The organism is Acinetobacter guerrae, assembly GCF_009372255.1.
In the GTDB taxonomy this organism is placed as follows: domain Bacteria; phylum Pseudomonadota; class Gammaproteobacteria; order Pseudomonadales; family Moraxellaceae; genus Acinetobacter; species Acinetobacter guerrae.
In genome coordinates, this window is sequence record NZ_LXGN01000005.1 from 150,942 (window position 1) to 164,068 (window position 13,127).

Consider the following 13,127-nt stretch of genomic DNA (forward strand, 5'->3'; position numbering starts at 1 on the left):
TGGTTTATTACGTTCAAACTTAGCCTTAGCCATGAGTTTTTCCTTTATAAACTGCTCATGAGGATCTCTCATGAGCGCTTGGTTTTTTAACTAAAAATTAGTTTGGGCTTATAGTAATCGAAAGATTACTCATCGTCACCTTTTTTACCGCCTGACTGGAACTTAGAAATAATGCCTTCAGCCACGTTACGTGGTGTTTCAGCATATTTAGCAAATTCCATTGAGTATGTCGCACGACCTTGAGACATAGAACGCATTTGAGTTGCGTAACCAAACATCTCAGCAAGTGGAACTTCTGCTTTAATTGCTTTTGTTCCGCCAGGAAGGTCATCCATACCCTGAACCATACCACGACGACGGTTTAAGTCACCCATGATATCGCCCATGTAGTCTTCTGGAGTTTCTACTTCAACTTTCATGATCGGTTCAAGCAAAATAGGATCTGCTTTCATGAAACCATCACGGAAGGCATAAGAACCAGCCATTTTGAACGACAATTCGTCAGAGTCAACGTCATGGTAAGAACCGTCGAATAATGTCGCTTTAATGCCTACAACTGGGTAACCAGCCAAGACACCATTCTTCATACGTTCTTGAATACCTTTGTCAACTGCGCCAAAGAATTCTTTTGGTACAACACCACCAACAACTTCTTCAACGAATTGGTATTCTTTACCAGCTTCTTCAACATCAAGCGGTTCAAGACGGACATATACGTGACCGAACTTACCTTTACCACCAGTTTGACGTACGAACTTACCTTCTTGTTCAACTGACTTTTTGATTGTTTCACGGTATGCAACCATTGGTTTACCAATGTTTGCTTCAACACCGAATTCACGTTTCATACGGTCAACGATGATGTCAAGGTGAAGCTCACCCATACCCGCAATAATCGTTTGACCAGATTCTTCATCTGTACGAACGCGGAATGATGGATCTTCTTTCGCCAAACGACCTAAAGCAATTGACATTTTTTCTTGGTCAGCTTTAGTTTTTGGTTCAACAGCCAATGAAATTACTGGCTCTGGGAATTCCATACGTTCAAGAGTAATGATGTTTTTCTCATCACACAATGTATCACCAGTGGTTACGTCTTTAAGACCTACACACGCTGCGATATCACCTGCACGGATTTCATCAAGATCTTGACGCTCATTCGCATGCATTTGCACGATACGACCAATACGTTCACGCTTAGACTTAACTGGGTTATATACTGGGTCACCTTGTTTAAGGACACCAGAATAAACACGTACGAAAGTCAAGTTACCTACGAATTTGTCATTCATGATTTTGAATGCAAGTGCAGAGAACGGAGCTTCGTCAGATGCTTCACGAGATGCTTTAGTTTCAGCTTTGTCGTCAAGGATACCTTCAATCGCTTTCACTTCTGTTGGAGAAGGTAAGAATTGAATAACAGCATCCAACATACGTTGAACACCTTTGTTCTTGAATGCAGAACCACAAAGCATAACCTGAATTTCTGATGCCAATGTACGTGCACGAAGACCTGCAATGATCTCTTCTTTAGAAAGATCACCTTCTTCTAGGTACTTGTCCATTAACTCTTCAGAAGCTTCAGCAGCTGCTTCTACCATGTTGGTACGCCATTCGTTTGCAATATCAACAAGATCAGCTGGAATTTCACCGTATTCAAACTTCATACCTTGAGATGGTTCATCCCAGATAATCGCTTTCATTTCGATTAAGTCAACAACACCTGCAAAGGTGTCTTCTGCACCGATTGGCACAACGATTGGCACAGGATTACCGCCTAAACGGGTTTTAACTTGTTCAACAGCACGGAAGAAGTTAGCACCAGTACGGTCCATCTTGTTTACAAACGCCAAACGAGGCACTTTATATTTATTTGCCTGACGCCATACAGTTTCAGACTGAGGTTGTACACCACCAACTGCACAGTAAACCATGCACGCGCCGTCAAGGACACGCATAGAACGCTCAACTTCGATTGTGAAGTCAACGTGTCCTGGGGTGTCAATTACGTTAATACGGTGTTGGTCAAACTGATTTGCCATACCAGACCAGAAACAAGTCGTAGCAGCAGAAGTAATGGTAATACCACGTTCTTGCTCTTGTTCCATCCAGTCCATTGTTGCTGCACCGTCATGTACTTCACCAATTTTGTGAGATACACCTGTGTAGAACAAAATACGTTCAGTTGTTGTAGTTTTACCTGCATCGATGTGAGCAGAAATACCGATGTTACGGTAACGGGTAATCGGGGTTTGACGAGCCATGATGACTTACATTCCTAAATATTATGTTTAAAACAGGACGCACCAATACAGGATTGATGCGCGCGAATACTCACAGTGGGGGCAACTTAAATACCCGCAAATCCCCCGCTAGGGTAAAGTGCGATGTTAAATCGAGATGCGGTACGCATGAGTATTCTCCTGATAAGGGACTGTTTTATCCGCTTAGAAACGGTAATGAGAGAAGGCTTTGTTCGCTTCAGCCATACGGTGCACGTCTTCACGTTTTTTGATTGCAGCACCTTTGCCTTCAGCTGCATCAAGCAACTCGCCAGCAAGACGTAAAGCCATAGTTTTTTCAGAACGCTTTGCAGCAGCGTCTACTAACCAACGCATCGCTAGGGCAGTACGACGGGATGGGCGTACTTCCATAGGGACTTGATAAGTAGCACCACCAACACGGCGTGCTTTTACTTCGACCATAGGACGAACTTTTTCAAGCGTAGCTTCAAAAAACTCAACTGGGTCTACTTTATTTTTTTCTTGAACGCGGTCTAAAGCACCGTAAACGATACTTTCTGCAATCGATTTTTTACCGTCTTGCATAACGTGGTTCATAAATTTAGCGATTGTTTGGCTGCTGAATTTTGGATCTGGAAGGATCTCACGAGCAGCGACTACGCGACGTCTTGGCATTTTAAAACTACCTATAAATATGACACTTCAGGCTGATCCAGCAGATTGTGCAAGTGTCATGCACGCTACGCTGGCCTTACTATACGTCGCTTGAATTTCAATTTGAAATCTGGACAAGCGAAACGCTAAAGGATTGCAGCATTAAACGACTTAAGAATTACTTCTTAGGACGTTTCGCGCCGTATTTAGAACGAGACTGGTTACGATCTTTCACACCAGCACAGTCTAAAGAACCGCGAACGGTATGGTAACGTACACCTGGTAAGTCTTTAACACGACCACCACGGATAAGAACAACACTGTGCTCTTGTAGGTTATGACCTTCACCACCGATGTAGCTAGAAACTTCAAAACCAGAAGTTAAGCGAACACGGCAAACCTTACGCATTGCTGAGTTAGGTTTTTTAGGTGTAGTGGTATAAACACGTGTACATACACCACGACGTTGTGGACAAGCCTTCAACGCAGGAACTTTGGATTTTTCAACCAAAGTTGTGCGACCCTTACGGATCAACTGATTTGTTGTTGCCATATGGCAATTCTCCCGTTAATAAAAAACCTCAAAAAGAAAACACCTCTTTTTGAGGGCATACAATTGTAAGCCAAGATATAAAAATGGTCAACATTGGCAGTGTTCGCAAATGTTGACCATTTCTTGCATTGCTATGCTTTTTATTGTTCAGCACCCTAACAAGGTTTGTTTAAGTTTTGATGACAAAAATAAAGTTACTCAGCTTTAGGCTTAACCGTACGTTTGCGTTTTGGTTTAGTCGCTGCGACCTGTACTTTTTCATCAGTTTCTATAGCATCTAATTCTGCTACAACCGCAGTTTTTTCAGTCAATGCGGGTTGCTGTTCCGTTTGTTCATGCGGTTCGACATATTGTTCAGCCAACGAATGAATACCTTCTTCAACCTTTTGCGCTGCATCCTGTTGTGTTTTTGCTGTACGAGGTTTCCGCGGTTTAACTGTCACCTTTTTTATACTTTCTGAAGTTATTGGTACAACAACTTCTTCTTTTATTGCTTTGGTTTTAGATTCATCTAAATGTTGCGAAATAGTCTGAGTATTTGGGCTGATCAACGATGGTTTTGCTTGCCCAATTTGCTGTTCTAAAGCCAGATACGCATTGAGTGGTGAAATTTGTGCATGTGGATGTTGCAGTAGATAATGGCGAGCGCCACCAAAGATCGCCTGAGATTTTTGTCCTGCATCTTCAATTAAACGCCAACTATAAATCGCACTGACAGCTGCCCCTGCCACAGGACTTAATTTTCCAATCACAGAGAATTTGGAAAACCCATTTAACCATTTGTATTTAAACTGTCCCTGATCATCAACCAACCATTGCTTTAAGAACTCGGTATCATTACTTGAGCCTAATAGTTGCTGAAATTGGGATAAATCATGGGTTTGTAGCATATTTTTTAAAGTCTTGATTGCCATAAGCAATGTTTGCTTTTCTGCAACCAATCCCAAATCAATTTCTTTAAAAATAAATTCAACAATGTCCTGCTCTTGTTGTTGATTCAGTTCAAATCCATGCGCCCGCCCAGTCTGATAGATCGTTCTTAAAGCCAGTGCAAGCGAAAAAGGCACATCTACAGCAGCGCCGACTATACCTGTTGCACCACTGACTGCACCCTGAGCAACAGCTAAAATTTTATTTTGTTCAATCAAAGCCTGACTAATACGTTGCGAACGATCAGGATTTTTGCTCAGCTCTTCAAGACTTTTCGCACCTGCTTCTTCTAAAACTTTTTTTGTAGAACTGGTTTGCTCTGTAAAATCATTTAAACGATCAAATAAATAATCTGAAATTTTTTCATTAATATCTGGAGATAAAAAACTAGCGACACTATAAACTCGGTTGTAATGACGACCCAAAAGCTGCTGCGACACTTTAGGTAAGTGCTGACGCATCATTTGCTGTGGATTTTCGTATTGTTCAACTTCCAATGGGTTCTTTACTCGTGCATTACCCTCTATTGTTCGTGTCGCATCAATGGTCGTATTTATCTTGGAAACAGTGCCGGGTGCAACATGACTTAATGCATTTAAACCACTGGAACTGAGCTTTTTAGCCACTCCAAAAGCAGTACCAAGCAAACTTTGCGATTGATTATTATTAGAATTTGTCATCAAGTACCTCTATGTTTTGATTCTTGCATTTAGTTATAAATACTAGGTGTAGTGTGGACTTATCTCAACTTTAATCTGTTTCTTTTGGTAAAGCATTGTCTCAAATAACCTACATACCATATGATTTTTGTCTTTGTGTAATGCGCATAAAATTTGCCATAAGAATTGAAAATTCTTTCTGTTATCATGATATCAATCTCAAACATGAGTGACGCAATTCTTCGGGCTTTAATCTCCCATCAATCAATAATGTCGAATTTCGTTGAACTCAAAACCATCACCATATAAGGGATCTGTAGATGAAACGTGTTGTAATCACTGGCATGGGGATTAACTCATGCATCGGTAACTCCTTGGAAGAGGTCACTCATTCACTTCAAAATGGAATCTCTGGGACACGTTTTAACCCATCTTATGCTGAACTAAACTTTAAGAGTCATGTTAGTGCGGCAGCGGAACAAAACTTTGATCATATTGATCGTAAAATTAAACGGTTTATGGGCGTATGCGCCATGTACGCATACAATGCAGCTGTAGACGCTGTTCAACATGCTGGCTTAAAAGTCGAAGATTTAGCAGGTAATCCGCGTTATGGTATCGCGGGTGGTAGTGGTGGCAACTCAACCCATTCAGTCGTTGAAATGGTTGAACTGCTTGAAGAAAAAGGTGCGCGTAAAATCGGACCATTCTTTGTACCACGTAATATGAGTAACACCATCACTGCAAACGTGGGCGTTGCTTTTAAATTGCAAGGTGTTGCTCACTCTATTACCAGTGCTTGCGCAACTTCTGCCGATGCGATTGGTTATGCATTTAACCTGATTCAACTTGGCAAACAAGATTTAATGCTTGCGGGTGGTGGTGAAGAAGACCACTGGTCACAAAGTTTATTGTTTGATGCCATGGGCGCATTATGTTCAAAATACAATGATACGCCTGAAACTGCTTCTCGCCCCTATTCAGCAGATCGTGATGGTTTTGTCATTGCCGGTGGTGGCGGTTTCGTAGTTCTTGAATCACTTGAACACGCTCAAGCACGCGGTGCAAACATTCTTGCTGAAGTTGTAGCATATGCAGCGAACTCTGACGGAGCAGACATGGTTGCACCAAGCGGTGAAGGTGCAACACGTTGTATTCTTATGGCGCTTGATGAAGCCAAACAGCATGGTGTCGAGAAGATTGACTATGTAAATACACATGGTACTTCTACACCAGCAGGTGATGTTACCGAGCTTAAAGCAATGGAACGCGCGTTTGGTGAAGGTCAAGTTCCAGCGATCAGCTCAACTAAATCTATGACAGGTCATAGCTTAGGCGCAGCAGGTGTACAGGAAGCTATTTATTCTGTCCTAATGATGCAAAATGACTTTATCGCACCGAACATTAACGTGACTGAACTAGATGAAGGCGCCAAAGGCTTTGATATCGTACTTGAAAAACGTGATGCAAAACTGAATACTGTGATGAGTAACAGTTTTGGTTTTGGCGGCGTAAATGCCTGCCTCATTTTCAAGAAGTGGGATGTTTGATATCCCACTAGGGATAATCGATGGATGCACCTTCTGATGCTTTCCTCTGGGTAAAAGCATTACATATTATTGCTGTCGTTTGTTGGTTCGCGGCATTGTTCTATTTGCCGCGCCTATATGTCTATCATGCCATGAGCGAAGATACGATTAGTCATCAACGCTTTGAAGTGATGGAGCGCAAACTGTATCGTGGAATTATGTGGCCATCCATGATTGCCACTTTAATTACTGCACATTTTTTGGTGGATTGGGGTGATGCCACTCGACATTATCACCAAGCTTTGTGGTTTTATCTCAAGGTTGCTTTAGTTGCGCTTTTAGTGATTTATCATTTTGTCTGTGGCTACTATCGCAAAAAACTAATTGGCAATGCGCATTATAAATCACACAAATTCTGGCGTTTTTTTAATGAAATGCCAACCCTGATTTTATTTGCTGTTGTCATTTTGGTTGTTGTTAAACCGCAATTTTAAAATAGACTATACACATCGAAAGCCTCAGTTGATCTGAGGCTTTTTTGTGATCCATTTCTGTCTAATCCTCTCATTTAAAGGCGTAGAATAATATTTTTCAATTAACCAACTGAGCGCAAATGTGGTCACTAAAAAGATCACCAGTAACATAATTTTCTGATCGGGTAATGTCATTTTAGGAATATACAAAACCTTGATCAATCCCAAAATAATCAGATGAAATAAATACATTTCGTAGCTGCGTTGTCCAATCCAAACCATGATTTTTGAAAAAATCGAAGTTGCTGGGGCTTGTGGACATTGAGCAAAACAGAAAATCAAGATTGCTGTTAATAATGCAAATACAGTCACACTCCATGTACTCACCTCTTTAATTGGTGCATAGAGGTATAAAATGCTCATCAATAACACTAAAACAGGTATCACCCATTTTACTTTTGTAAGTTTGATCGAAAATTTCTGGGCAAATAAAGCCGTCAAACAGCCTAGTGCAATACCATCAAAACTGGAGAAATAATGATAAAGATATGCCCCACTTTCTTCACCAAAATGTAGTGAACGGAAATATGGTGCATAGGCAATCATCAATACAAGAAATAAAACAAAGGCTTTGCCTCTAGCCAATGTTAAACATAACAAAGGGAATGCGAGATAAAAAACCTCTTCAACCGACAATGACCACAACACACCTAACGCATAGTTCACCCAGCCATATTCAATAATCAGAATATTCATCCAGAAGGTAAAAGCTGCAAATATCGTTAAACCATAAGACACTTCAAGTCCATTCGGTGCTTGATTTAAAAATGGCTTGAGTCCTAAGTACCCCAAGATGGTCACCATTGCAACCAAAAGTACCAAACAGGGAATAATCCGTGCTACACGTCGAATATAGAAATTTTTAAGCTGGATTTGTGTAAGACTACCGTTTCTTTGTAAGGTATGTTGGGTAATTAAAAAACCCGAAATGACAAAAAACATCGTCACACCATAATTACCATTTCGAGCAATTAAAGTGCTCAATGGCTCTCCAAAAACAGAAATTCCAAACCATGTATCATATAATTTATAAGGAATATTAAAATGATGCAGTAACACCAAAAGAATAGAAACACCTCTTAAAATGTCAATTTTATAATTACGCATAAGCTTCAAGTTGTTTCAATTAAACGCAGTAAATGTCTTTTCAATTTATTCAAAAAATATTAATTCACTCAAAGTTTTTTTATGGCGCTTGATAGATAACAAAACCAATCGCTTGTGCCTGAGCTAATTGTTTTTGATCAATACTAAAAATTGCAATTTTTCCATCTGGCGCTCCACACATCTGAGGTCGCATCATGCCATCATGTCCAACAGATTCGGCATAGACGTGGATATGTTTTGTCTGCAATTGTTGTTTCAATATCGAAATATCTAAACCTTGCTGTTCGCACTGTTTACCTTGAAGTGATTTAGCAACCTGCACACGTTCAACCGAATTAGTCGTCGGAAATGCATGGCAAGCCGCCAAACCCAACACGAGCACACCACTTGAGGCCATTTTTTTTAACATAAGAAGCTCCATCACATTTATGATTTCTTATGGCGATCATCATAAAACAATGTCTGGAGGCATGCTGTTCGGGTTTGGTATCACTAAATTTAAAGTAATATATCAAGTACCTGATTAAAACTTTTGATTTTATACTTTGGCGCTGCCAAATTAAGTTCTTGCTCAGAGCCATAACCATATTCAACTGCAATGGTTTCAATACCATTACGACGCGCACCCAAAATATCATGCTCACGATCACCCACCATAATACATTCGTCGGGATTCAATCGTTCTGTTTCGAGTATGTATGCGATCAAATCGCCTTTATTAGTACGCTCACCTGTCAACTCACTTCCATAAGGATGAGTAAAATATTGCAGCAACTCAAAATGTTCTAAAATACGAACTGCATAGACATGTGGCTTTGCTGTTGCCAGATATAATTGATAGCCACTTTTTTTAAGTGCATCCAAAGTATTCGCTACATCGGGATATAATTCATTTTCAAATAAACCCGTGTCTGCAAAACGCTCGCGATATCCTAATAAAGCTTGTTCAGCCAAATCATGAGTTACATCGACATTCATAATTTTAGCGAGTGAAGCTTTCAAAGGTGGCCCAATGATCCAGTCAATATTTTCATGATCAGCAATAGGGTAACCCACTTTATTTAAACCATAACGGGCTGAAGTAGTAATCCCTACTTTCGGGTCAGTCAAAGTTCCATCCAGATCAATCAAAATATGTTTTACTTCGTTCACAGATTACACTCAAATCAAAAACAGTTAAGACCCATAAAACTCTATTAAAAATAGGGTCGAGACTTTGCTCAAACTTGCCTATACTAACCCAAGTTGAACACTTTAAGGATACTAACTGTGCGCCCAACCGTACTTTGTTTCTCTGGTCTTGATCCTTCAGGCGGAGCTGGATTACAAGCCGATATTGAAGCCATTGGACAAAGTGGTGCACATGCCGCGATCGCCTGCACAGCACTGACCATTCAGAACTCACAACAAGTTTTTGGCTTTGAAGCCACATCCAAAGAATTGTTACTCGCTCAGGCGAATGCTGTTGTTAAAGATTTACCAATTAAATGCGTCAAATCTGGCATGTTAGGCACAACAAATAATATCGCGGCACTTGCTCAATTTTTACGTGAGCACCCAGATTATCTTTATGTACTTGATCCTGTTTTAGTCGCCAACAGTGGTGGTTCTTTAGGAGATCAGGCTACTTTGGTCAAAGCATTTGTTGAGCTTATTCCACTTGCCACAATTTTGACACCAAATACAGTGGAACTACGTGCGTTAACAGGACTGGATGACTTAGAAGCAGCGACCCAAAAATTATTTGAAATGGGTGCAAAAGCTGTTTTAGTCAAAGGTGGGCATGAAGCCACACCAGACTATATTCGCAATATTTTATATATTAATGGTGAACGTGTAGCTGAAAGCACTTGCCCCCGATTGGAAGGTGAATATCATGGTTCAGGTTGTTCTCTGGCAAGTTATATTGCAGGTCGTCTAGCTTTGGGTGATGATTTAAAAATTGCAGTACAACATGCCGAAGTATGGCTATTTGGCGTGTTAAAAAATGCAGAGAGTCCCATTCCCGATGGGCAAAAGATTCCAAAACGATTTTAAAATTTAGATAAAAAAACAGCGCATCTTAATGATATGCGCTGTTTTTTTATTCAGATCATTCGCTTATTGCGGAATACGCAACACCTGACCTGGAAAAATATCATCTGCATCTTTTAGTAGCGGCTTATTGGCTTCAAAAATTTTATTGTATTGGTTTGGATCACCATAATATTCTTTTGAAATTTTCGATAAATTATCACCAGATTTAACCGTATAAAATTTACTTTCAGGTTCTGGCGTTTCAACCGTCATTTGATCATCCACTTTCGCAACGTGATCAATATTACCCACTGCTAATACAATTTTTTCTTTATCGGCCTGACTTTTAACCTTACCTTGGATCGTAGCCAAATCTGTAGTGCTATTATAATTCACCACCAAACCTTCAACAGGTAAACCTAAACTTTTAATATGCGCCAAAAGCTGATTTGCAACCTCTTGAGCTGTAGGTTCAGCGGGCGTTGCGGCGGGTTGTTCTGTTTTCGCCTGATTTTTTTTACCAATGCCTTTTACAAAATCAAAAAGACCCATGATTGTCTCCTATAATGATTATTTTCATCATGAAATAAATTTAAAGCCCTTATAGTTATACTCAAAAAATGAATGATTTATGGTGTCAGTTCGCTTCAATCAAGTAACGATATGTAATTTATTTGATCGTATTTTTATTACAGACGTCATTTTTATAGCCGACATAAAAAAACCACCTTACGGTGGTTTTTTTCAACAATGATCAATTAACCAAGTTTTTTGGTTACATAATCAATTGCTGATTGAACAGTTGTGATTTCGTTAGAATCTTCATCAGGAATCGTGATGTCGAAGTCATTTTCGAAAGACATAACAAGTTCAACTAGATCAAGAGAGTCAGCACCCAAATCATCCATGAAAGATGCTTCGTTTTTGATCTCTTCAACTTTCATACCGAGTTGTTCTGCAACAGCTTGCTTAACACGTTGTTCGATATCGCTCACAGGAATTCTCCTCATTGCTTGTGGCGTTTTTAATTGCCGTTAGTTTAATTGAATATTGAATATTTTAAAAGTTTATCCATCAGCCTTAGGCCATGTATAAACCACCATTTACATGTAATACCGTACCAGTAATGTAACTTGCTTTATCTGAAGCGAGGAAACTTACTGCATTTGCGATATCTTGTGGTTCGCCAAGACGACCTAGCGCAACCTGATCACTCATTTTTTTGCGAAGATCTTCGCTGAGTGTATCTGTCATTTCAGTTGCAATAAAACCGGGTGCAACACTGTTTACCGTAATCTGGCGACTACCCATTTCCTTGGCAAGACTGCGACTAAATGCCTCAATACCTGCTTTGGCTGCTGAGTAGTTGGCTTGACCTGGATTCGCAAAATGCGCAACCACTGAACTCACATTGATAATACGTCCAAAACGGGCTTTGGTCATGCCTTTTAGCACACGTTTCGATAAACGATAAACCGCTTTTAAATGAATATTTAAAATGTCGTCCCAGTCATCTTCAGACATACGCAGTAATAAATTATCGCGCGTAATACCTGCGTTATTGACCAGTACCAAGACAGGACCATAGTTCTGCTCAATGTTTGAGACAACTGCTTCAATTTGATCCAGATGACGAACATCGAGTGCCAACCCTATGCCCTGCTCTGCAAATTGTGCTGTTAATTTTTGAGCACCTGATTCACTTGTTGCCGTGCCCACTACAAAAAAACCGTCTTGAAGAAGTTGCTGTGCAATTGCCGCGCCGATACCACGGCTCGCACCTGTCACCAAAGCAACTTTACGTTGTTGTGTCATGCAATTTTTCCTTCAGCCACTAAAACTGCGCTTAGGGCATCTTCCATACGACCTTTGGTATCGATCGCAAATGCTTTTTCAATATTTGGCAAACGTTTCGCAAGGTTACTCAGCACTGTACCCGGACCACATTCCACCACATACTGAACCCCGTGATCTTGCAGGTATTGCATGGTGCGTGTCCATTGTACTGACTGATACAATTGAGCCGTTAATGCCTGACGCAATTGAGCAACATCGGTCGCGATTGCCGCGTTGACATTTTGTATTACAGGTATATGAGGTAGCTCAATGGCAGTTTGTTCCAATGCTGCTGCGAATTGTTCTGCCGCAGGTTTCATTAATGAACAATGTGATGGTACAGACACAGGTAAAGCAATGGCTTTACCAGATTGTTCTTTTGCAAGCGCCATAACATCATTGACCAATGCAGTCGAACCCGCGATGACCACTTGACCTTGTGCATTGTAATTTGCGGCTTCAACCGAACCCTGTCCAGACGCAGATACGGTTTGGCATAACTCAATGACATTTTCATCAGGCAGCCCCAAAATTGCAGCCATTGCGCCTTGTCCTTGAGGTACAGCACTTTGCATCAGCTTGCCACGTAGGTTGACCAGTTTTACAGCATCAGCAAGGCTTAGAGCTTCTGCTGCAACTAATGCACTGTATTCACCCAGTGAATGTCCTGCCAGATATTTAGGTGCAATACCGCCTAGATCTAGCCAAACACGCCACAAAGCAATACTTGCAGTAAGCAATACAGGCTGAGTATTTTCAGTTTGATCTAAACCTTCACCGCTTTGTGCAATTTGCCACAAATCGAAACCAATCGCTTGTGAAGCCTCAGCAAAAGTCTCTTGCACACCGCTAAACTGTTCAGCAAGTTCAGCGAGCATGCCGACTTTTTGCGACCCTTGACCAGGGAACAAAAATGCAGTTTTGGTTGCTTGAGCCACTTGCTCGAGTCGTTTAGCAGACATATAAAAATCCTTTATTTCGTCTTAGCTCGTTTACGAGGCGGAAATTTAACACTTATTGAGTCGTTTGATAATTGCGAAAAGCAACAAAAAAAGGGAGCTTTCGCT

At 40.6% G+C, this 13,127-nt stretch carries 14 protein-coding genes; 3 read left to right on the forward strand and 11 right to left on the reverse strand.

Going from position 1 to position 13,127, the window contains the following annotated elements; translation table 11 throughout:
* Window positions 1-125: 125 nt before the first annotated feature.
* From fusA to A7A69_RS04540, 4 genes are all read right to left on the reverse strand, one after another.
* Complete coding sequence (gene fusA, locus A7A69_RS04525; RefSeq protein ID WP_151981357.1) at window positions 126-2,264, reverse strand: elongation factor G; 2,139 nt, start codon at window positions 2,262-2,264, stop codon at window positions 126-128.
* A 183-nt stretch (window positions 2,265-2,447) separates the two neighbouring features.
* Window positions 2,448-2,918 (reverse strand): 30S ribosomal protein S7, encoded by a 471-nt coding sequence (rpsG, locus tag A7A69_RS04530; protein ID WP_004901967.1) that lies wholly within the window; start codon window positions 2,916-2,918, stop codon window positions 2,448-2,450.
* 157 nt (window positions 2,919-3,075) lie between these two features.
* Complete coding sequence (gene rpsL / locus A7A69_RS04535) at window positions 3,076-3,450, reverse strand: 30S ribosomal protein S12 (RefSeq protein ID WP_000246374.1); 375 nt, start codon at window positions 3,448-3,450, stop codon at window positions 3,076-3,078.
* A 194-nt stretch (window positions 3,451-3,644) separates the two neighbouring features.
* On the reverse strand, window positions 3,645-5,060 hold the full coding sequence (locus tag A7A69_RS04540) for an EcsC family protein (protein ID WP_152876415.1): 1,416 nt from the start codon (window positions 5,058-5,060) through the stop codon (window positions 3,645-3,647).
* A 299-nt stretch (window positions 5,061-5,359) separates the two neighbouring features.
* On the opposite strand from A7A69_RS04540, the gene A7A69_RS04545 reads away from it, so the two are divergent.
* Together A7A69_RS04545 and hemJ are read left to right on the forward strand one after the other, a co-directional pair.
* Window positions 5,360-6,589, forward strand: a complete 1,230-nt coding sequence (locus tag A7A69_RS04545) for a beta-ketoacyl synthase N-terminal-like domain-containing protein (RefSeq protein WP_120370799.1) — start codon at window positions 5,360-5,362, stop codon at window positions 6,587-6,589.
* A gap of 20 nt (window positions 6,590-6,609) precedes the next feature.
* Window positions 6,610-7,062, forward strand: coding sequence for a protoporphyrinogen oxidase HemJ (gene hemJ / locus A7A69_RS04550; RefSeq protein ID WP_120370798.1), 453 nt, complete (start codon window positions 6,610-6,612; stop codon window positions 7,060-7,062).
* A 24-nt stretch (window positions 7,063-7,086) separates the two neighbouring features.
* On the opposite strand, the gene A7A69_RS04555 is transcribed toward hemJ, so the two are convergent.
* The 3 genes from A7A69_RS04555 to A7A69_RS04565 form a co-directional block, all read right to left on the reverse strand.
* Window positions 7,087-8,208 (reverse strand): acyltransferase family protein, encoded by a 1,122-nt coding sequence (locus A7A69_RS04555; RefSeq protein WP_152876416.1) that lies wholly within the window; start codon window positions 8,206-8,208, stop codon window positions 7,087-7,089.
* A gap of 79 nt (window positions 8,209-8,287) precedes the next feature.
* Window positions 8,288-8,617, reverse strand: a complete 330-nt coding sequence (locus A7A69_RS04560; protein WP_152876417.1) for a hypothetical protein — start codon at window positions 8,615-8,617, stop codon at window positions 8,288-8,290.
* 89 nt (window positions 8,618-8,706) lie between these two features.
* Window positions 8,707-9,360 (reverse strand): HAD-IA family hydrolase, encoded by a 654-nt coding sequence (locus tag A7A69_RS04565; protein ID WP_120370795.1) that lies wholly within the window; start codon window positions 9,358-9,360, stop codon window positions 8,707-8,709.
* 117 nt (window positions 9,361-9,477) lie between these two features.
* Here A7A69_RS04565 and A7A69_RS04570 point away from each other — a divergent pair, with 117 nt between their 5' ends.
* Window positions 9,478-10,245 (forward strand): PfkB family carbohydrate kinase, encoded by a 768-nt coding sequence (locus A7A69_RS04570; RefSeq protein WP_187349165.1) that lies wholly within the window; start codon window positions 9,478-9,480, stop codon window positions 10,243-10,245.
* 63 nt (window positions 10,246-10,308) lie between these two features.
* Here A7A69_RS04570 and lysM read toward each other — a convergent pair whose 3' ends face one another.
* The 4 genes from lysM to fabD form a co-directional block, all read right to left on the reverse strand.
* A complete protein-coding gene (gene lysM, locus A7A69_RS04575; RefSeq protein ID WP_120370793.1) occupies window positions 10,309-10,776 on the reverse strand; it encodes a peptidoglycan-binding protein LysM in 468 nt (155 codons plus the stop codon).
* Between the two features lie 206 nt (window positions 10,777-10,982).
* Window positions 10,983-11,219, reverse strand: coding sequence for an acyl carrier protein (acpP, locus tag A7A69_RS04580; RefSeq protein WP_004991077.1), 237 nt, complete (start codon window positions 11,217-11,219; stop codon window positions 10,983-10,985).
* 85 nt (window positions 11,220-11,304) lie between these two features.
* Window positions 11,305-12,039, reverse strand: coding sequence for a 3-oxoacyl-ACP reductase FabG (gene fabG, locus A7A69_RS04585; RefSeq protein ID WP_120370792.1), 735 nt, complete (start codon window positions 12,037-12,039; stop codon window positions 11,305-11,307).
* Window positions 12,036-13,022 (reverse strand): ACP S-malonyltransferase, encoded by a 987-nt coding sequence (gene fabD / locus A7A69_RS04590; RefSeq protein ID WP_152876420.1) that lies wholly within the window; start codon window positions 13,020-13,022, stop codon window positions 12,036-12,038. The genes fabG and fabD overlap by 4 nt, the downstream gene beginning before the upstream one ends.
* Between the last annotated feature and the right edge of the window lie 105 nt (window positions 13,023-13,127).

What these genes read in the sequence shown, in the direction of transcription:
- fusA (WP_151981357.1), bottom strand. Translation starts at nt 2,264, where the DNA reads ATGGCTCGTCAAACCCCGATTACCCGTTACCGTAACATCGGTATTTCT.
- rpsG (WP_004901967.1), bottom strand. Translation starts at nt 2,918, where the DNA reads ATGCCAAGACGTCGCGTAGTCGCTGCTCGTGAGATCCTTCCAGATCCA.
- rpsL (WP_000246374.1), bottom strand. Translation starts at nt 3,450, where the DNA reads ATGGCAACAACAAATCAGTTGATCCGTAAGGGTCGCACAACTTTGGTT.
- A7A69_RS04540 (WP_152876415.1), bottom strand. Translation starts at nt 5,060, where the DNA reads ATGACAAATTCTAATAATAATCAATCGCAAAGTTTGCTTGGTACTGCT.
- A7A69_RS04545 (WP_120370799.1), top strand. Translation starts at nt 5,360, where the DNA reads ATGAAACGTGTTGTAATCACTGGCATGGGGATTAACTCATGCATCGGT.
- hemJ (WP_120370798.1), top strand. Translation starts at nt 6,610, where the DNA reads ATGGATGCACCTTCTGATGCTTTCCTCTGGGTAAAAGCATTACATATT.
- A7A69_RS04555 (WP_152876416.1), bottom strand. Translation starts at nt 8,208, where the DNA reads ATGCGTAATTATAAAATTGACATTTTAAGAGGTGTTTCTATTCTTTTG.
- A7A69_RS04560 (WP_152876417.1), bottom strand. Translation starts at nt 8,617, where the DNA reads ATGTTAAAAAAAATGGCCTCAAGTGGTGTGCTCGTGTTGGGTTTGGCG.
- lysM (WP_120370793.1), bottom strand. Translation starts at nt 10,776, where the DNA reads ATGGGTCTTTTTGATTTTGTAAAAGGCATTGGTAAAAAAAATCAGGCG.
- fabG (WP_120370792.1), bottom strand. Translation starts at nt 12,039, where the DNA reads ATGACACAACAACGTAAAGTTGCTTTGGTGACAGGTGCGAGCCGTGGT.
- fabD (WP_152876420.1), bottom strand. Translation starts at nt 13,022, where the DNA reads ATGTCTGCTAAACGACTCGAGCAAGTGGCTCAAGCAACCAAAACTGCA.